This window comes from Acidimicrobiales bacterium (genome assembly GCA_016794585.1).
GTDB lineage: Bacteria > Actinomycetota > Acidimicrobiia > Acidimicrobiales > DATDAH01 > JAEUJM01.
On sequence record JAEUJM010000009.1, the window covers coordinates 123,999 to 143,408 of the forward strand.

At 73.3% G+C, this 19,410-nt stretch carries 11 protein-coding genes; 6 read left to right on the plus strand and 5 right to left on the minus strand.

All coding sequences use genetic code 11. The features are described from left to right. Window positions 1–107 precede the first annotated feature (107 nt). A complete protein-coding gene (locus tag JNK12_03765; protein MBL8775018.1) occupies window positions 108–710 on the minus strand; it encodes a hypothetical protein in 603 nt (200 codons plus the stop codon). Between the two features lie 305 nt (window positions 711–1,015). On the opposite strand from JNK12_03765, the gene JNK12_03770 reads away from it, so the two are divergent. Then, a complete protein-coding gene (locus JNK12_03770; GenBank protein MBL8775019.1) occupies window positions 1,016–1,933 on the plus strand; it encodes a patatin-like phospholipase family protein in 918 nt (305 codons plus the stop codon). A 27-nt stretch (window positions 1,934–1,960) separates the two neighbouring features. Here JNK12_03770 and JNK12_03775 read toward each other — a convergent pair whose 3' ends face one another. Then, complete coding sequence (locus tag JNK12_03775) at window positions 1,961–4,174, minus strand: sulfatase-like hydrolase/transferase (protein MBL8775020.1); 2,214 nt, start codon at window positions 4,172–4,174, stop codon at window positions 1,961–1,963. Window positions 4,175–4,278: 104 nt separating this feature from the next. Here JNK12_03775 and JNK12_03780 point away from each other — a divergent pair, with 104 nt between their 5' ends. The 4 genes from JNK12_03780 (at window position 4,279) to JNK12_03795 (ending at window position 11,151) form a co-directional block, all read left to right on the plus strand. After that, window positions 4,279–4,722, plus strand: a complete 444-nt coding sequence (locus tag JNK12_03780; protein ID MBL8775021.1) for an ester cyclase — start codon at window positions 4,279–4,281, stop codon at window positions 4,720–4,722. A 53-nt stretch (window positions 4,723–4,775) separates the two neighbouring features. Beyond that, window positions 4,776–6,548 carry an ABC-F family ATP-binding cassette domain-containing protein gene (locus tag JNK12_03785; protein ID MBL8775022.1) on the plus strand — a complete coding sequence of 591 codons (1,773 nt, stop codon included), beginning with the start codon at window positions 4,776–4,778 and terminating at the stop codon, window positions 6,546–6,548. A gap of 45 nt (window positions 6,549–6,593) precedes the next feature. Next, window positions 6,594–8,285: a DNRLRE domain-containing protein gene (locus JNK12_03790; protein ID MBL8775023.1), complete on the plus strand. Its 1,692-nt coding sequence runs from the start codon at window positions 6,594–6,596 to the stop codon at window positions 8,283–8,285. 229 nt (window positions 8,286–8,514) lie between these two features. After that, complete coding sequence (locus tag JNK12_03795) at window positions 8,515–11,151, plus strand: Ig-like domain repeat protein (GenBank protein MBL8775024.1); 2,637 nt, start codon at window positions 8,515–8,517, stop codon at window positions 11,149–11,151. A 46-nt stretch (window positions 11,152–11,197) separates the two neighbouring features. Here the strand turns inward: JNK12_03795 and JNK12_03800 are convergent, their stop codons facing one another. Continuing rightward, a complete protein-coding gene (locus JNK12_03800) occupies window positions 11,198–12,187 on the minus strand; it encodes a 1,4-dihydroxy-2-naphthoyl-CoA synthase (GenBank protein MBL8775025.1) in 990 nt (329 codons plus the stop codon). A gap of 136 nt (window positions 12,188–12,323) precedes the next feature. Between JNK12_03800 and JNK12_03805 the strand changes: the two genes are divergently transcribed. Beyond that, complete coding sequence (locus JNK12_03805; protein MBL8775026.1) at window positions 12,324–16,409, plus strand: carboxypeptidase regulatory-like domain-containing protein; 4,086 nt, start codon at window positions 12,324–12,326, stop codon at window positions 16,407–16,409. Between the two features lie 103 nt (window positions 16,410–16,512). On the opposite strand, the gene JNK12_03810 is transcribed toward JNK12_03805, so the two are convergent. Next, window positions 16,513–17,145, minus strand: coding sequence for a DUF2786 domain-containing protein (locus JNK12_03810; GenBank protein ID MBL8775027.1), 633 nt, complete (start codon window positions 17,143–17,145; stop codon window positions 16,513–16,515). 48 nt (window positions 17,146–17,193) lie between these two features. After that, entirely contained in the window at window positions 17,194–19,341 is a 2,148-nt protein-coding gene (locus JNK12_03815) for an acyltransferase (GenBank protein MBL8775028.1), read from the minus strand. Window positions 19,342–19,410: the final 69 nt, after the last annotated feature.

Sequence of the window (19,410 nt, forward strand, 5' to 3'; positions counted from 1 at the left end):
CGCCTCGAGCGCCCCCGGGACCCCGGACGCGACCGCTCCCCGGCTCGAGCGAGCCGGGGAGCGGTGAGCGTCTCACCGGATCCGGAGTGCTCCGGCCCGGTGGCGGGTCAGCTGGTGTGGTGGCGCATCTTGCGGAGGTGGACGGCGCCCAGGACCACGAGGACCAGCATCACGGCGGCGGCGACGAAGGCCACGACGGCGGCGATGCCGGCGATCTGGGCGATGGTGGCCCAGGCGTAGGTGCTGAGCAGCGTGCCACGGAGGACCTCGCCCTGGAAGACGGTCTCGCGCTGGCCGTTGACCTCGTCGAGGTCGGCCTGGAGCTCGGCGACCTCGGCGGCGGGCGCCTCCGACTCGACGGCGGCAGCCAGGGCCTCCTGGGCGGCGACCTGCGGCTCGCGCAGCTCGGAGAAGGTGAGGCCGCCGCCGATCTCCTCGACGTGCCCGGCGATGTAGCTGGCGTAGGCCTCGGCCTCGGCCCCGGTGTCGACCTGCTCACCGCCGTACTGCGTCAGGTCGTCCCGACCCTCCTCGGCCAGGGCCTCGGCCGGCGGGAACGAGATGTTCTGGGCGGCCAGCTCGCGCTCGACGTAGTCGGTCGCGAACGTGCTGCCCCAGGTGAGCAGCCCGCCGGCCACCAGGAGGAAGACGGCGGCGACGACGCCGAAGGCCACCAGGATGGCGTCGATGCGCCCGCGGGTGATGGTCACGGGGTGGTCGCCGCCTTCGGCGGGGGACGTGGGTACTTGGCTCGTGGTTCGTTCTTCGGTCAGTGTCACGGGGTTCCCTCCCGGTTGTGAGGCCAGGGCCTCGAGGTGTGCCTCCATCAACGCAGTTCCGGGCGCCCGCGTCCGGAGGCGAAGGTCAGGTGACCAGGGTGCCGAAGGGCACCACGTCGACGGGACCTCTGGCACCCCCTCGATGGGGGGTCGGGGCCCTTCCCCGCGACCCCCTGACGTTCCCTGCTCCCGCCACCGGTAGCCTCGCCCGAGCCACCGTCGAGAGGAACCCCACCATGTCTGCACCGTCGTCCCGCGCCGTCGTCCTCGGTGGAGGTGGGCCCGTCGGGGTCGGCTGGGAGGTCGGGCTCGCCGCCGGTCTGGCCAAAGAAGGTGTCCGCCTGGCCGACGCCGACCTGGTCATCGGGACGTCGGCGGGCTCGCTCGCGGGAGCGCTGCTGACCAGCGGGGAGGATCCGGTCGCCCTGGTCGACGAGGTCGAGGCGCTGTTCGCGGCCGGTGTGGGGACCAGCGGGGTCGACAAGGTCGACATGGCCGGGCTCGCCGGGCTCATGGAGGCCATGCTCGGCCCGGAGGCCGCCGAGGCCACGGCGGACGACATCCCCACCGAGCAGGAGCGACTCGCCGAGGTGGGAGCGATCGCCCTCGATGCCGAGACCATCTCCGAGGAGGCCTTCGTGGGCACCGTGGCCTCGACCCTCGCGGGCCGACCTTGGCCGAAGGGCTACGCCTGTACGGCGGTCGACACGGCCACGGGCGAGTTCCGCCTCTGGGACGCGGCTGCCGGGGCCCCGCTCGAGCGGGCCGTGGCGTCGAGCTGCGCGGTCCCCGGGATGTACCCGCCCATCACCATCGACGGGAAGCGCTACATGGACGGTGGTGTGCGCACGATGCACAACGCCGACCTCGCGGAGGGCCACGACTCGGTCGTGGTGGTGTCGGTCATGATGACCAAGCTGCCGCCGGGCATCGCCGACCCCCGCCTCGAGCACTTCTTCGGCCGGCAGCAGGCCACCATCGACCACCTGACCGTCACGGGGTCGGCGGTCGAGGTGATCGAGCCCGATGTCGAATTCCTCACCCTCTCGGGCATGGGCATGGCGTTGATGGAGTTCTCCCTCGTCGGTGCCGCTGCCGCTGCCGGGGTGCGCCTCGGCCAGCAGTCTGCCGAGCGCATCGCCGCCATCTGGTAGCGGCGCTCGCGAGGCCTCGGTCTCCGCTCAGTCGGTGCCGGCGAGGTCCAGCTCGGCGGCCGTGGTCGCCCCGGGAGCGAGCACGCCGATGCGGATCTCGTTGGCGTCGGCTCGCAGCGCCCCGGCCGGCAGGAGCACCACGAACTGACGGGCGGCCCGGTCGTCGTCGAACACCGGGGAGACGCCGACCACGGTGCCGTTGACGGCCACCACCACCTCGGCGCCGACGGGGGCCGCCGGGACGACGCCGATGACCTCGGCGAGCAACTCGTCGGTGGTGGGGTCCCGCAGCTCGTCGAGCTCGCGCGCCAGGGCGTCCTCGCCGCCGGCGGTGAAGACCGCGTCGGCCGACCGCCCGATGAGCGGCGCGCCCGCCCGCCCTTCGTAGAGCCCGGCGATCGACTCCTCGCGGGCCCGCACGGTGGGGAAGCGCCCCGCCACCATCTCCCGGTGGGCCGCGGCGTCGTCGAACTCCTCGATGCCGAGGAACTCGTAGGTGAAGGCGTCGGTGTAGGAGTACACGTACTTGTCCTCGCCCCGCTCGGCGATGGCGTCGGTGTCGCTCACGGGCACGCCGTCGACGTCCCATCCGGGCTCGGTGCCGAGCAGGTCGGCGACGGTCGGGGCCACGTCCACCGAGACCACGTTGGCGTCGTCCACCCGGCCGTCGTCCTGGCCGGGCGCCTTGACGAGGAGGGGTGCGTACGCGATCTCGTCGAGGTTCTCGTCCTCGAGCGAGCGGACCGACTCGCCGGGGACGAAGGCAGCGCCGTGGTCGCTGACGACGACGACGAGGGTGTCGTCGTACTCGTCGGTCGCCCGCAGCCGGTCGAGCACGACGCCCACGAGGCGGTCGGCGTACTCGGCCTGGAGGAGGTGTCGCTGGCGGGTGACCCTGGCCCGCCACGGTGTCGAGAGGTCGGGCCCCTCGTACTCGCCGGGGGTCCGGTAGCGGGTGCCGTCCTCCCGTGAGAACCAGGGTTGGTGGGGCAGCACGAGGTGCAGGAAGGCGAAGTAGGGGTCGTCGGTGGGCTGGAGCGCGTCGAGGAAGGCCGTCAGTCGGGTGGGCTGGGTGGCGAGGCTCGACGCGAAGTAGCCGTCGAGTTGCTGGGACTCGCCGACGTCCAACTGGTCGCCGTTGGTGGCGGCGGCGAGGGGCTCGGCCAGCTGCTCGGAGAAGTCGTCGAACGCATGGGACGCGCTCGCGGGGCCCGGGGTCACCCGCGCCGCCCACAACTCCCGCACGTCTCCCAGGAGCGCCGCCCACTCGATGTCGGCTCCGTCGCCCGTGTCCGCCGTCCCGGTGGTGTCACCGGGGGGCTGGGGGTCGCCGCTGCACACCTCGAAGCCGCAGAGCTTGGTGAGCGACTCGGAGACGATCAGGTGGTGGGAGCCGGCGAGGAGGCTGAAGAGGTTGTCGGGGTGGTCGGTCCAGACGGGAGCGCCGTGGGGGTCCTGGCCGTCGAGCAGGGTGGGCACCGCGCTCTGCGTGAACGGGCTGACGGTGGTGAAGTGCGGGTACCAAGTGGCGTCGTCCGCGAAGCGGGCCAGGTTCGGGAAGCGGGCGGGATCGATGCCCGTGCCGTCGGCGTCGAGCATCGACTGGGTGGGCAGCTCGTCGAGGACGACCATCACGACCGATGCCGGGGCCTCGCCGGCGCCGACCCCGGAGAAGCTCGTGTCGGCCGCCGCCTGGTCGCTGTCGGTGATCCAGGCCGAGACCGGGGCCAGGAAGACGAAGTTGGCCAGGAAGAGCACGTTGGCGCCGGCGAGCAGGCGCAGCCAGAGGAAGGCGGCGTCGAAGCGCACGTACGCCCACGCCACGGCGGCGCCACCTCCGAGCGCGGCCACGAGGTTGAACAGGGTCTGGTCCGCCACCGCCTTGGACAGGAGGTCGGCGACCACGGCCGCCAGGACCGCGACGGTGGCGAGGTGCACCGCCCACCCGGCGGCGGCGTGCACCGCCGTGACCGCCCGGCCGATCAGCCAGAGCACGAGGGGCGGAACGAGCACGAGCGCCAGCGCGAAGAGGGCGATGCGGGTGCCCTCGAGGCCGCGGAACTGGAGCGCGGTGGGGTTCTCACCGAGCAGTTCGAGCACGGGTTGGACGAGGGCGAGGCCAGAGAGCCCGGCCACGACGAGCAGCTGGTTCACCGGGCGCCGACGTGCTGTGGCGGCGCCCGCCGGCGGGCCCCCAGGGGGAGCGGTGCCCACCTGCCTGTCGCCCGAGATCACCGCCATCCGCCTCGTCTACCAGGGTTCGCGCCCGAGACGACCTCGCCCGTGGGAATTCCCGGCGGTCGACCTGCTGGCGCCGGCGGCGTCAGTCGGCTGCACTGGGGGTGATGGACGACGCCCTGCGCCAACGCCGCCTCGCCGTGATCGAGGAGCACTTCGCCTCGGAGGTGGATCAGGAGTGGGAGCGCACGCTCGCCACCTTCGGCGGCCGCCCCCACTACGAGATCGTGCCGACCGGGCAGGTCTTCGACGGGCGCGACGAGGTGCTCGGCTACTACGAGGCCACCCGCACCGCGTTCCCCGACCAACGCCACGGCGACGTCCATCTGCACGTGGCCGACGACGCGGTCATCGCCGAGTTCACCCTGCTCGGGACCAACCTGGGCGAGTTCTACGGGTTGCCGCCGACCGGCAAGGCCTTCGAGGTGGCGATGATCGCCGTGTTCACCTTCGAGGGGGAGGGGATCACCAACGAGCGGGTGTACTTCGATGCCGCCAGCCTGGTGAGCCAGATCGGGCGGTCCGAGCTGCTGGCCCTGCTCGGCGGCTGACCGTCCTCCGGGCGGCCTGCGGGGATCGCCTCCGGAGCCACCAGACTGCACCGGTGATCCTCGTCGACGCCCAGGGCGTCACCATGACCCGGCCGGGACGGTCGCTGTTCAGCGACCTGTCGCTGACGATGTCGACGGGCGACCGCATCGGGATCGTGGGCGTCAACGGGTCGGGCAAGTCCACGCTGCTGCGCGTGCTGGCGGGCCAGGTCGAGCCCGAGGCCGGCGTGGTGCGTCGCGGCAGCGGCGTGCGGGTGGCCATGCTCGACCAGGCCGACGACCTGGGCCAGGGCACCGTGCGGGAGGTGGTCGGCGGGGACTGGCGCGCCGAGGCGGTGCTCGACCGGTTGGGGCTCGCGGAGGTGTTGGACCGCGACGTCCAGGCCGTGTCGGGGGGACAGCGCAAACGGGCCGCGCTGGCCCGTGCCCTGTCCACGGAGTGCGACCTGCTGGTGCTCGACGAGCCCACCAACCACCTCGACATCGAGGCCATCGCCTGGCTCGAGGAGTGGCTGGCGGACTTCCGGGGCGGGCTGCTGCTCGTCACCCACGACCGTCACGTGCTCGACCGGGTCACCAACCGGGTGCTCGAGATCGACCGGTCCGGCTCGTACGTCCACGAGGGCGGCTACAGCAGCTATCTCGACGGCAAGGCCGAGCGGGCGGCGCAGGCCAAGGCCGCCGACGCGGTCCGGGCCAACCTCGCCAAGCGCGAGCTCATCTGGCTGCGTCACGGGGCGCCGGCCCGTACCCGCAAGTCGAAGTACCGCGTGGCCCGCGCCGAGGAGCTCCAGCAGGTGGCGCGCGTCGACGACGTGCGCAGCGAGGACCTCGACCTGCACCAGGGCACCCCTCGCCTGGGCAAGCACGTCATCGAGCTGAGCGGCGTCGCCTTCGCGTACCCCGGCAAGGAGCCGCTGCTGCGCGACGTGGATCTCCTGCTGGGACCGGGCGACCGCCTCGGTGTCGTGGGCGCGAACGGGGCTGGCAAGAGCACCTTGCTGGGGTTGATCGCCGGGACGCTCGAACCGACGGCCGGCGAGGTGCGCCTCGGCCCGACCGTCCAGCTCGGCCTGTACGACCAGACGAGTCGAGAGCTGACGCCGGGCCGTCGCGTGCACGAGGTGGTGTGCGGCGTGGGGGTGAAGCCCGACTGGCGTGACGTCCAGATGATGGAGCGGTTCTGGTTCGACGCCGACGCCCAGCGGGCCCCGGTCGAACTCCTGTCGGGGGGCGAGCGACGGCGCCTCCAGCTGGTGGAGCTGCTCCTGCGCCGCCCCAACGTGTTGTTGCTCGACGAGCCCACCAACGACCTCGACCTCGACACCTTGCGGGTGCTCGAGGACTTCCTCGACAGCTGGCCCGGGACGCTGGTGGTCGCCTCCCACGACCGGGCCTTCCTCGAGCGCACGGTCGAGGACGTCGTGGTGCTGGACGGGTCGGGCACGGCCAAGGGTCGCCCCGGAGGCTACGCGGCCTGGGCCGATGAGCGCCTCGCCGCGCGCCGGCGGGGCCGGGGCGGCGGCACCCAGGCGGCGGGCTCGAAGCCGGCCTCGTCCGGCGGTGGGACGAAGGGCGCCGCGCCGGCGGGCCCCAAGCCTCGGTCTCGCAGCACCCTCACCCGCCTCATGCGCGAGGCGGACAAGGAGGTCCAGAAGCTGGCCCGGCGCCGCGACCGCCTCCACGAGCAGCTCCTCGAGGCCGCCGCCGACCACAAGGAGCTGGCCCGCCTCGGCACCGAGGAGGCCGAGGCCGCCGCCGAGCTCGAGGCCGCCGAGGAGGCCTGGCTCGCCCTCGCCGAGGAGGCCGAGGCCCTCGACGCCTGACGATTCCCAGCGCCGGGCGAGTCGGGCGATGGCACGATGGTGCCCGTGGCGATCAGCGTGCGGCGGTTCGGGGTGGTGCTCGTCGCCGCGTCGGTGGTCGTCGGACTCTTACCGGTCGGCGCCGGCGCCAGCACCGGGTTCGGTCATGCCGCTGGCGGCACGGCCGCGACCCCGCCCCTGCCCATGGACGAGCCGCCGCCCGGGGCGACGACGAGCACCATCGCGGTGGGGGTCGATGACACCTACGTCGCCGAGGCCGGGCCACCGACGGACCGCTCGTCCGAGCCGACCCTCCAGGTCGGTTTCGACGGCACCGGAGCCCATCGGACCTTCCTCCACGTCGACGACGTCGACGCCCTCGCTGGCCAGGACATCTTCGCGGCACGGCTGTCGGTGTGGCAGGAGTCGTCGACGACGTGTCCGGCGTCACCCCTCGAGGTCCGCACCGTCCGTGTCCCATGGGCGGGGACCGGGACGACCACGTGGCCCGGTCCGGAGACGGCGACCTTCCAGGCCGTCACCGCCGACGAGTCCGGTGGCTGTGGCCCGGGGTGGGTCACGGCGGACGTGAGTCGCTTGGTGGAGCGCTGGTCGCGAGGGCTCATCGCCGACGAGGGCCTCGCTCTGTTGGCTCGCAACGAAGGTGCGATCGACGGATTCCGCTCGTTCTCCTCCGCCGACGGCGGCCACCCACCGGTGCTCGAGGTGTGGTCAGCCGACGCGAGCCGTCCCAGCCACCCGTGGATGCCGTTCGACCTGGTCGACAGCGACTTCGGGGTCGGCGGTCCGTTCACGCTGTCGGCCCGCTACCGCGACCCCGAGGGCGACGAGGGTCGGGTGGTGTTCTTCACCTACGACGACCGCACCGGCGCCTACCTGGGGGCTTACCCGAGCCAGGTTGTCGCGGCCGAGACCGTGGCGTCGGTGACCCCCAGCCTTCCCTTCGATGTCCGAGTGCGGTGGCGAGCGATGAGCGTGGACGCCGTCCACGGGACCACCTCGCACGTCTCCCGGTACGAGACCGCGACGAGGTTCGTGGTCCGCTCCTACGCCCCCCTCGGTGGTGACATGGAGGCCCTGTCGCAGGTTCAGGCGTTCGTCGACGCCGAGGTCGGCGCGGTCACGGGGGTCCGGTTCGCGGTCGACGGCGTGCCGATCGCCACGGACCCTGCGTCGCCCTGGTTCGTGACCTTCTACTCCCAGTACTTCCCCGACGGTCCCCACTCGCTCACGGCCACCGTCGTGGGTGGACCCTTCGACGGCCACACCAGTCCTGTGTTCCCGGTCGAGATGGACAACGACTGGTGGGTGGTCGGCCCCGACCTCGCCCTGGCCCGCACGGCGGCCGGGCCCTTGGTCGGCGACAACCGGTTCGACCGGCGGCCACCCTTCGAGCAGCGTCTGCTGCAGACCGTGGACCTCGGTCAGACGCGCCGCTTCGTGCTCCGGCTCCAGAACGACCGCTTCGGGCCGGACTCGATCCTCCTCGAGGCCGAGGAGTCCGGCGCCATTGGCTACGCGGTGCGGTTCCGGGCCGAAGGTCGCGACGTCACGTCGGCCGTCCGTGCGGGAACCTACGAGGTCGGGCCACTCGACCCGGGGGAGGCCGCAACGGTCAAGGTCCTGATCACCGCCGGCGCGGACGCCGGTTCGTACCGGGCGGTCGACCTGACCGCCTCCTCTGCCCTTGACGCCCACGCGATCGACGTCGTCCGGGCACGCGTCGACCGGGGCTGAGCTCCCGGCTACGCCAGCGGGCCGACGCGCTCACCGCCCCCAGCCGGATGGTCTTGCCGCTGGCTGACAGCTGCCTGACGGGGTTCTGAACCCCCGTGTGAACCACGTGTGAACAAGTGCTGACCTGACTGGTGAGTCAGGCCGGTCACTCCTAGGTTCGGCGCCGATGGGCGGTCGAACCACGGAGGGAGCAGCAGCGCGCGCGGGTCGCGGTCGTCGCCTCGTGGGCGTGGGGGCCCTGGTGCTGGTGCTCGGCGCGCTCTTCGGCGCCGGCGTGGCCACGGCCGACCCGGCCGACCCCGTCGTCCCCGACCCGTCGAGCACCACCACGACCACGACCGCTACGACGCTCCCCCCGACGACCACGACGGTCCCGCCGTCGACCACGACCACCGTGGCGCCCCGGGCCGTCGAGCCGGTGCGGCCGGCGCCGACCACGTCGACCACCCTCCCGGCCCCGTCCCCCGACGTGGCGACGCCGCTGGAGCACGACGACCACGACGAGGGGGGCTGCACCGACGGCGAGTTCAGCGACCTGCCGACGACCACCGACCTCAACGGCCAGCACCGGGTCCTGCTCGGTCGGGTCGTGCAGTTCGAGGTCCACGTCCGCAAGGACTCCTGCGCCGAGCACGCCCCGCCCACGGGCGTGGTGCAGCTCTGGCGCCTCCGGTCCGGCGATTTCGAGCTGGTCATGGTCGACCAACTCACCCTCGACTCGGCCGGCGCGACCCTGCTCCAGGACGACGACGCGAGCACGCCCGGCACCTACACCTACTGGGCCGAGTACCTCGGGGTGGAGGGCGGGTGGACCGGCGACGACGGGCCGTACGCGCCCGGCTACCTGCCGTCGACGTCGGAGGCACAGGACGTCGAGGTCGTGGGCGTGCCCACCCGGGTGCTGCTGTTCTCGAGCACCGGCTACCTGTACGAGGGCAACGACCTCACCCTCACCGCGCTCGTCGAGACCGTGCCCGTCGGCGCCGCCGCACCGAAGGGGTTCGTCACCTTCTACGCGGACGGCCGTCAGTTGAACACCGTCCAGTTGAACGGCGACGGCGTGGCGCAGACCGTGGTCACGCAGCCGAGTCTCGGTGAGCACACCTACGCCGTCTACTACGACGGCTACGACGAGGAGGACGGCACCTTCGGGCGCATCGACGACCCGGCCGAGACCACGGTCTTCGTGGACGAGCCGCCCGCCCCGATCGTGCAGCTCACGTCGGATCCGGCGTCGGGCTCGACCATCGAGGAGGGCACGCCGATCACCTTCACGTCCTCGGTGCTGCCCCCGTGGACCGAGGAGGGCGGCCCGATGTTCCCCGGGTCCGTGGGGTACTTCGAGGACGGTGAGCTCGTGGGGTCCGCGCCGGTCGGGGAGTCCTACACGCTCGTGCCCGGGGCCGGTTCCCACGCGTACACCGCGGCGTACGAGGGCTACCCGGGCTGGTGGTCGCCCTCCGAGGCCTCCAACGTGGTTTCGTTCACCGTGCAGGCGGTGGCGACCACCTCGAGCACGACGACGAGCACCACGTCGACGACGTCGACGTCGACCGTGCCGACGCCCACCACGGCGCCGCCCGCGACCGCACCCCCCACGTCGGCACCACCGTCGGGCGGCACGCCCACCGAGGACACCGGCGCCGCCATCGGGACCACCGTCGGGACGCTGACCACGGACCCCGTCGACGATCCCGCCGCCATCGAGCCCCTCGCCGAGCGAGGCACCCCGCGCCGCCCCACGACCACGACCACCACCACCGAGACCGTGTCGGACCCTGCCATCGGGCGCGAGCGCGCCGCAGGCATCGTCGTGGACGTCCAGGTGGACCAACCGGCCGAGCGCTCGGAGCTCGTGTTCGGGATCCCCGACCCCCGGGACGTCGACTGGAGTGGCCGGCACGTCCGCCAGAACCTCGTGCTCACGCTGCTGCTCATCCTGCTCATCGCCCTGCCCGCCGAGCTCTTCAACAGCACCCTGAAGGAGCACTACCACCGGGTCAACCGCCCGCTCCGGGGCATCCAGGCCTGGTTGGCGGCCCTCGAGGCCCACCTCCTCACCGCGCCCAACGGGGTCCTGCTCGTGGGCTTCGCCCTCGTCGGCGCCGCCATCGCCAGCCAGCTCGACCCCAGCTTCGGCCTCAACGCCACCTCGATGGTCCTCTTCTCGGCGCTGGCACTCGCCTTCGTCACCATCACCCTCGTGCTCGAGCTCGCCCGCATCCCGTACCTCGACCGCCGTGCCGGTCGGCGCCGCGAGCACCACCTCCGGCTCTTCCCGCTGGTGTTGATCCTCGGCGCCATCTTCGTCGTGGTCTCCCGGCTGGCGGAGTTCCGTCCGGGGTACGTCTTCGGCATCACCTGCGGGCTGCTCCTCGCCGACGACGTGGGGGAGGAGGACAACGCCCGCAGCCTCGTGATGGCCGCGGTGCTGCTCCTCGCCACCTCCCTCGGCGCCTGGCTGCTGTGGCTGCCGTTGGTGGACGAGGTGCAGGGGGCGTCCCCGAGCCTGTGGGTGCTGTTCGGCGACGCGTTCCTCGCCACCCTGTGGATCTCGTGCCTGCAGGTGGTGGTCTTCGGGTACGCGCCCCTCGAGGCCCTCTACGGCAAGATCGTCCAACGGTGGAGTTGGCCGGCCTGGATCGCGATCTACGGCGTGGCGGTGTTCCTGCTCGTGTCGTTCCTGCTCCACCCCAGTGCCGGCCGCTGGGGCGGGCTCACCACCACCACGTTCCTCCAGATGATGACGCTGTTCGTCGTCTTCCTCGTGGCCTCGGTGGTGCTGTGGGCCTGGTTCCGGTTCCGGCCCGACCCCATCCAGAAGGGCGCCGACGAGGCGCCGGCGGTCACCTCCGACCAGGGCTGAGCACGACTCGCAGCGGGTCGGCACCGGTGCCCGGCGCCGGCGTGGCTCAGAAGTGGTACGGGAAAGGCGACCAGTCCGGCGGCCGGCGCTCGAGGAAGGCGTCACGGCCCTCGACGGCCTCGTCGGTCATGTACGCGAGGCGGGTGGCCTCGCCGGCGAACACCTGCTGGCCCACCAGGCCGTCGTCGATGAGGTTGAACGAGAACTTGAGCATGCGCTGGGCCGTGGGGCTCTTGGCATTGACCAGCGACGCCCAGCGAAGGCCCTCGGCCTCGAGCTCGTCGTGGTCGACGACGGCGTTGACCGCCCCCATGCGGTAGGCGTCCTCGGCCGAGTACTCCTGGCCGAGGAAGAAGATCTCGCGGGCGAACTTCTGGCCCACCTGGCGGGCCAGGTAGGCCGAGCCGAAGCCGCCGTCGAAGCTGCCCACGTCGGCGTCGGTCTGCTTGAAGCGGGCGTGCTGGCGGCTGGCCAGGCTGAGGTCGCAGACGACGTGCAGGCTGTGGCCTCCGCCCGCAGCCCACCCGTTGACGAGGCAGATCACCACCTTGGGCATGAAGCGGATGAGACGCTGCACCTCGAGGATGTGGAGGCGCCCCGACTGGGCCGGGTCGATGGTGTCGGCGGTCTCGCCGTCGGCGTAGCGGTAGCCGTCCCGCCCGCGGATGCGCTGGTCGCCGCCCGAGCAGAACGCCCACACCCCGTCCTTGGGCGAGGGCCCGTTGCCCGTGAGCAGCACGCAGCCCACGTCGGGGCTCATGCGGGCGTGGTCGAGGGCGCGGTAGAGCTCGTCGACCGTGTGGGGCCGGAAGGCGTTGCGCACCTCGGGTCGGCCGAAGGCGATCCGCACCGTGCCCGCCATCCGCTCCGTGGGGCCGCTCGGGCCCTCTTCCCGCTCCGTGGGGCCGCTCGGGCCCCCTTCCCGCTCCGTGGGGCCGCTCGGGCCCTGGTCGACGGCCCGGTGGTAGGTGATGTCGGTGAAGTCGAAGCCCTCGACCTCACGCCAGGCCGCTGCGTCGAACGTCTCGGAGACCATGGCCCCTTCCTAGCGCACCCGCCGCCGCCGCCCTACCGCCCCGTCCCGCGATCCCCCCTTCTTTGGAGGAAATAGCCCCCCGAATCCGGGGAGGTATTTCCTCCAATGTCGTTGGTTCCAGGCCGATGGATGGATCGTGGGTCATCGCGCGCAGGGTCGATGGGGCTGGGCGGCGCTGGCCATGGTGCTCGTCGTCTCGTTGGCCGCTGTCGTCGTGCCGCACCCTGCAGCGGCGACGGTGCCCGCGCTGCGGGCCGAGTCGGTGGTGACCGGTGGCTTCCACTCCTGCGCGCTGATGGAGGACGACTCCACACGTTGCTGGGGCGCGGACCTCTTGTCGCTCGGGTATCCCGGCCACAACGGCTCGGTCGGCGACGACGAGGTGCCCGCAGAGGTGGGCCCGATCGACCTGGGCGCGGGCCGGCGGGTCGTCTCCCTCGGCGCCGGTCTGTCGCACACCTGCGCCGTGGTCGACGACGGGTCGGTGCGCTGCTGGGGTCAGGACGAGGACGGCAAGCTCGGCAACAGCACCGCTCCCGAGCAGGGTGATCCGGCGACGGCGCCGCCGGTCGATCTCGGGGGTGTGGCTGCCGGGTCGGTGGACGCCGGGTACGACCACTCCTGCGCCGTACTCGTCGACGGTGACCTCCGCTGCTGGGGACGGTCCCGCTCGGGGGACCTGGGCCTCGGGACCACCGACACCATCGGCGACGACGAGGCCGTGGCGTCGGTGCCTCCGGTCGATCTCGGTCCGGGGCGCACGGCGACGGCGGTCGCCGTCGGTCTCGCCCACACGTGTGCGCTGCTGGACGACGGCTCGGTCCGTTGCTGGGGTGCGGGCGCCCATGGGGAGAACGGCCTCGGGACCGGGATCGCCATCGGCGACGATGAGACGCCTGCCGCCGTTCCTCCGGTCGACCTCGGCCCGGGGCGGACGGCTGTTGCCCTCGCGGCCAGTTACCACACCACCTGCGCCCTCCTCGACGACGGCTCGGTGCGCTGCTGGGGTGTGGGGCAGGACGGCTTGTTGGGCGACGGCGCCGGCGCCGGCGACGGGGTGATCGGCGACGACGAGACGCCGGGGTCCTTCCCGCCGGTCGAGCTCGGCGCCGGCCGGACCGCCGTCGCGATCGGTGCCGGCGGCTGGCACACGTGCGCAGTGCTCGACGACGGCTCGATGCGCTGCTGGGGGCTGAGCGACCGCGGGCAGCTGGGCTACGGCACGACCGCCACCGTCGGCGACGACGAGACCCCGGCGGCGGCGGGGCCGGTCGACCTCGGCACCGGCCGGACGGCGGTGACGGTCGACGGGGGCCAACAGCACACCTGTGCGGTGCTCGACGACGGTTCGGTGCGCTGTTGGGGTCAGGGTGCGTCTGGGATCCTCGGCTCCGGGAACCTGGAGGACATCGGCGACGACGAGACCCCTGGATCGGTGGGTCCGGTGGACCTCGGCTCCGAACCCATCGCCGAGCTCGCCGTCGCGGTCTCTGTCGACCCCGCCGAGGCGACCATCGGCGAGGAGGTCGCCGTCGACGTCACCGTCCGCAACACCGGCGGTGTCGCCCTGACCGATGTCGTCATCGACCTGCCCGCCGCCCCCGGGTGCTCCGGTCCCGCCGGGGACCTGGCCCTGCGCGCCGCGGTGACGGTCGACTGCACCCGCCTGCTGGGCGAGGCCGACCTCGGGCCCCTCACGCTCGCGCCGACGGCCACGAGCGCCCAGACCCCGGACCCGACTGCAGCGGACCCCGTCACCGTCAGCGTGCTGGACACGCCGAGCGGCCTCGAGGGGACGGTGCGCGACTCGCGGTCCGGCGATCCGGTGCCCGGCGCGTTCGTCGCGGTGCTGCGCTCCAGCGACTACCGCCTCGAAGGGGGCACGGTGGCCGACGACCAGGGCCGCTACCGGGTCGAGCTCGAGCCCGGGGAGTACTTCCTCTACCTGCTCGACCCCGCCGGCGGGCACGCGGCGGCCGTCGCCACCGCGCCCGCCCTCCGGGTGGTCGTCCCCCACGCGATGGGCACCGCCGACGTGGTGATGGCGCCGTCACGAGGGACGGTCGGCGGCACGGTGACCGGCGGCGCCGGGCCCCTCGGCGGGGCGCTGGCCCTGGTGCTCGAGCGGGGCGGGACGGTGGAACGGGTGGTCGCGGCCGACGCCGCGGGCCACTACGAGGTCGCCGGGATCGGGCCGGGTGAGCACCTCGTCGGGTTCGCGGACCTGGCGGGCGGTCACGAGGTGCGCTTCCACGCGGGCTCGCCCTCCGTGCCAGGCGCCACGCCGGTGGCGGTCACGGCCGGTGAGCGCACGTCGGTCGACGGGGTCCTCCCGGCCCAGGCCGTGCTGGAGTCCGCGGGGACCGTCGCCGGCACGGTGACCGAAGCGGGCGGCGGCCGTCCCGTGGCCGGCGCGGTCGTCCTGGCGCTGCGGGCCGCCGACTTCCGCCTCGCCCGGGCCACCACCGCAGACGACGCCGGCCGGTACGAGCTGGGTCTCCCCGCCGGCGCGCACTTCCTGGTCTTCGTCGACCCGACGGGTGGGCACGGAGCCGAGTGGTACGACGGTCGTCCGAACACGGCTCTCGACGAGGCGGACCCGGTCACGGCGCCGGCGACCGCCGACGCCGCGCTGGCTCCCACCCGCGGCTCGATCGCCGGGGCGGTCACCGACGACCCGGCGGGGACCCCGGTGGTCGGCGCCTGGGCCTTCGCCATCGGGCCCACGGGGGTGGCCGGCGGCGCCGCCACGGGCGCCGACGGCGCCTACCGGATCGACGGCCTCGTGCCGGGCCCGTACCGCGTCACCCTCGTCGATCCGTCCGGCGGCAGGGCCCAGGAGTACGTCGACGACAAGGCGGACTACGCCAGCGCCGACGTGATCGAGGTCACCGCCGGCGGGGCCGCGACCGCCGACGCCGCCATCACCAGGCCCGACGTCCCGCTGGCCATGGGCGGCACGGGCAACACCGTCGGCAACGACCCCGAGCAGTGGGCGGTCCCTGGCTACGAGCGCCCGCACTTCTGGCTCAACGTGGCGGGACCGGACTCGACGAAGGTCAACGGGGACCGGTACACCGCGGGCGACTGCACCGGCGCCTACAGCGGCTGCGCCGGCGGGACGAACCTCGACTACGCCGAGGAGGGCTACCTGTACCGGATCTCGGTCGACGAAGCCGCCACCGCCGACGACCTCCATGTCCAGGTGTTCGACCCGTCCTTCCTCGACGTGGGCAACACCTGCTCGACCGGGATGAACCTGCCGACTCCTGGATCGACCTGGACGACGCGGGCCGCGACCCTGGTGGCCCAGGGCGCCCCGCCGGACGCGGCCACGAGGTACGCCGCCGGCAACAACCAGTGGTGCGTGGCCGACGGTGACTACGGCGGGACAGACGTCGAGACCACCTACCTCGTGCGGGCACCCGACGGCACCCCCGAGATCCCCCTCGACAACCCGGTGGTCTGCGCGGTGACGTTCGGGGCCTACGACGAGTCGGTCTACGCACTGCTCAATCAGGCCGATGGGTACAAGGACGGGCCCATCGGCCCCGAGCACCTCCGCTTCGTCGACCACTTCCGGCGCTGGACCGACGTCTGCGAGGTGCCGGCGGCCGAAGTCGTCGCCGGTGACTACCTCCTCCAGGTGACCACGACCGCCGATCAGTCGGACCCGCCGACGAGCCTCTCCCGCCACGACCCCGCGGTCGCGACCGGGGGGTACAACAAGTACGCCGTGCGCGCGGGCGCGGGCGACCCGGGGTCGGACGACTTCGCCGCCGGGATCCAGGTCGCCGCCGACGGACGCTTCCCCATCTACGTGAACCAGGCCGGTGCGGGCACGACCAGCGGGTTCTCGTTGGCCCGCGTCCCCAGCAGGCACGCCGGACGCACCCTCGAGGTCGAGCTCTTCGACGTGGCCGACGGGGCCAACGCCTCTCTCACCGTCGTGCCGCCCCCGGACCGCACCGGTTCGCCGCTCCCGGCCTGCAGCTTCACCCGCGACACCCCGACGCCGGAGGTCACCACCAGCGCGACGTGCACGCTGACGGGCCTGACCAACGCCGCCTACAACGGCCGGACGGTGACCGTCCGGCTGCCGCTCCCGGCCGACTACCGCTGCGAGACCCGCAGCGACGACGGCTGCCGGTTCCGCCTGCGCCTCGACTTCGGCGCCGGCATGCCCACCGATCAGACCACCTGGACCGCCCGCATCCGCTGACGCCGCCAGCGGTGGTGGCGCCGGTCGCTCTGTCCCAGTGAGACGCTCCTGGCGACGTCATCCTGGTCACGGAGTGCGGGGAGCGACGCGGCGAGGCCCGTCCTCAGGCGGGGATGCCGTAGCGGGCGGCGAGCTGGTCGGCCTTGGCCCGGAAGCTGGCGGCCTCCTCCGGGAACGTGGTCGACGCGGCCTTCGCCCGCAGGCGCTCGATGCGCCGGCGGCGGTCGGCCCGGCGGGCGTCCTCGGGGACGGGCGCCGGCGTCCACTCGTCGATGATCAGGCCGACCCGCTGCACCACGTCGACGGTCAGCTCCTCCACCACGGCGATGGCGTGGCGGACGGCCTGATCGACGGTGGCGCCGTGGCGGAGCTGGTCGCGGGCGACGGCCATGGCCTCGCGCCCCAGCTCGACCTCGATGAGCCCCGTGGTGGCCTCGTAGCCGTACCACTCGGCCTTGCGCGATCGGGCGACGTGGGCCGCCCACTCCCGCACCCGGCGGTCGGCCTCGTCCCGGTCGGCCCGGAAGCGATCGACCCGCTGCTGCGCGTACTCGTCGCGGGCCTGTCGCTCCTGGAGCAGCCGCAGGGGGGTGTCGCCGTCCCCGGGGAGGCGGGGAGGTGGCGTCGACCGGCGCCGCTTCCGGGGGATCGCCTCCGGCTCGCGGCGCAGGTGGCCGGCGAGCACGAACACGCTCAGCACGGCGGCGACGAGCAGCGTCGCCGTGAGCAGGGTCATCCTTCCCTCATCGGCCCGGAGGGGCCCGGCGTTGACCGGTTGGGCCCCTCAGCCGGATGCGGGCGCCGTGGCCCCGGGCTCGGGCGGGCCCGGGACAGGCGTCGTGGCCGAGGTGGCCGTCGTGGTCGAGGTGGCCGCCGCCGGTGCTCCGCCGGCGAGGTAGCGACGGAGGATCTCGGGCCCGAGCCAGTCGCTGCTCACCTGGGTGGCGGCGTCCCAGGTGAAGTGGATGCCGTCCGGTCGCAGGGCGGGGTCGAGCTCGCCGCCGGGCGTGGTGCGCAGGTAGCCGGCCAGGTCGATCACCTCGAGGTCGTCGGGCCGCTCGGCGGCCACTTGGGCGACGAGGGCGTTGAAGCGGGCCATGCGCAGCGGGTTCGACGCCGGACGCTGGTAGGTGGGCGCCACCCCGTCCTGCATGCCCACCACGATGCGTGGGCTCGTCAGCCAGTACACCTCGGCGCCGCCCGCCGACAGGACGTCGACTGCCGTGTTGATGCGCCCGAGCAGCAGCTCGTCGAAGTCGGGCTGTCCGATGTGGCGCCACTCGTCCCGCTCGTCGTCGTACCAGTCGGCCACCTCCCAGGGGCCGACCATCACGACGGCGATGTCGGGGTCGGTGGTGGCGATGTCGTCGGTCCAGACCCCGTCGACCTGCGGGCACACGTCGGGGGCGTCGGCCTCCCCGTCGTAGCGGAAGTGGGTGAACAGGTCGCTCGGCATCAGCCCGCAGCCGAGCTCGGTGTACCCGCCCTCGCCCCGGGCGAGGCCGGTGGCCTGGACCCAGCCGCCGAAGCCGAGGCCGATGCGCAGCGCGGTGGAGTCGCCGTAGATGGCGATCTCGGGCTGCCCTGCGGCGGCGAGATCGGGCGGCGCGGTGGTGGCGGTGATGTCGCCGACGGGGGCGTCGCCGAAGTCGCCCGACTCCAGCAGCGCCTGGGCCTCCGCGAAGGTGGGGTCGGCGTCCGGGTCGGGGACGGTCACCGCCAGCGTGCCCACCACGATGACCGCCATCGCCAGCGGCGCCAGCACGAGCGGCTGGTGGCCGGTGAGCACCCTGCGAGCCCGTACCGGGCGCTCGAGCAGGAAGTAGGAGCCGATGGCCACGCCGAGGGTCACTGCCACCCGCAGGCCGAACAGCGGCCACTGCCCGAGACCCGTTCGCTCGGGGGTGAGCCACAGGAAGATCGGCCAGTGGAAGAGGTAGACGCCGTAGGAGATGAGACCGAGTCGCCGGAGCGGCTCCCAGGCCAGCGCGGCCCGGAGGGGGCCCTGGTCCTGGAGGGCGCCCGCGATGACCGCAGCCGACACGAGGGCGAACGCGGCAAGGCCACCCTGGTAGAGCCAGGCGTCGTCGAGGCGCACCACGGACCACGCGAGGACGGTGACCCCGAGGGCAGCCAGGCCGATCCAGGCGAGCAGGGAGGCGAGGGCCCGGTCGACCCGCCGACGGTGGAGGGCGACGGCCAAGAGCGCGCCCACGGTGAGCTCCGCGGCCCGGGTGTCGGTGCCGTAGTAGATCCGGTCGATGGCGGCGCCCTGGAGGAGGAGGGTGGCGAGCAGCGATCCGGCCAGCGCCACCCCGAGGCCGACGGTCACCGTCCGCCGAGGGTTGCCGAGCCGTCGGCCGAGGGCGAACAGGCCGGCCATCGCGAGGGGGAAGAGGAGGTAGAACTGCTCCTCGATGGCCAGCGACCAGAAGTGCTGGACGGGGGACGGGGCGGTGAAGATGTCGGCGTAGCTCGTCCCCGAGGCGATCAGCTGCCAGTTGGCCACCTGGGCGAGCGCAGCCAGCACCTCGACCCGGAGGGTCTCGAGCTGGGCGCTCGTGGCCACGAAGGCGCCGAAGGCCACGACCCCGGCCAGGCAGAGCAGCGACGCGGGCAGCAGGCGGCGGAAGCGACGGGACCAGAACCCGCGGAGGCCCACCTGCCCACTCCGGTCGTGCTCGGCGAGTAGCAGGGTCGTGATGAGGAATCCCGACAGGGTGAAGAAGGTGCTGACGCCGAGGAACCCGCCCGTGGCCCAGTCGAACCCGCCGTGGAAGAGGAGCACGGCGGCCACCGCGAGGCCACGGAGGCCGTCGAGGGCGGGGACGTAGGGCGTCGAGCGCCGCGGTGGCGCGCCGACGGCCGTCGCCGCCGGTGGTCGCTCCCTTTCGGGGGCGGCTACCGCGCCACGAGGATCGTCGGCCGCCATCGTCACAGTCTCCACGCTGGCAGAGCGGTGGTTGCGTCGGCCACCGCGGCTCTGGGGCCTCGGGCCCCA

Bases quoted from the DNA above. Each gene is read 5' to 3' on its own strand.
- JNK12_03770 (MBL8775019.1), top strand. From the start codon at position 1,016: ATGTCTGCACCGTCGTCCCGCGCCGTCGTCCTCGGTGGAGGTGGGCCC.
- JNK12_03780 (MBL8775021.1), top strand. From the start codon at position 4,279: ATGGACGACGCCCTGCGCCAACGCCGCCTCGCCGTGATCGAGGAGCAC.
- JNK12_03800 (MBL8775025.1), bottom strand. From the start codon at position 12,187: ATGGTCTCCGAGACGTTCGACGCAGCGGCCTGGCGTGAGGTCGAGGGC.
- JNK12_03815 (MBL8775028.1), bottom strand. From the start codon at position 19,341: ATGGCGGCCGACGATCCTCGTGGCGCGGTAGCCGCCCCCGAAAGGGAG.
- JNK12_03775 (MBL8775020.1), bottom strand. From the start codon at position 4,174: ATGGCGGTGATCTCGGGCGACAGGCAGGTGGGCACCGCTCCCCCTGGG.
- JNK12_03810 (MBL8775027.1), bottom strand. From the start codon at position 17,145: ATGACCCTGCTCACGGCGACGCTGCTCGTCGCCGCCGTGCTGAGCGTG.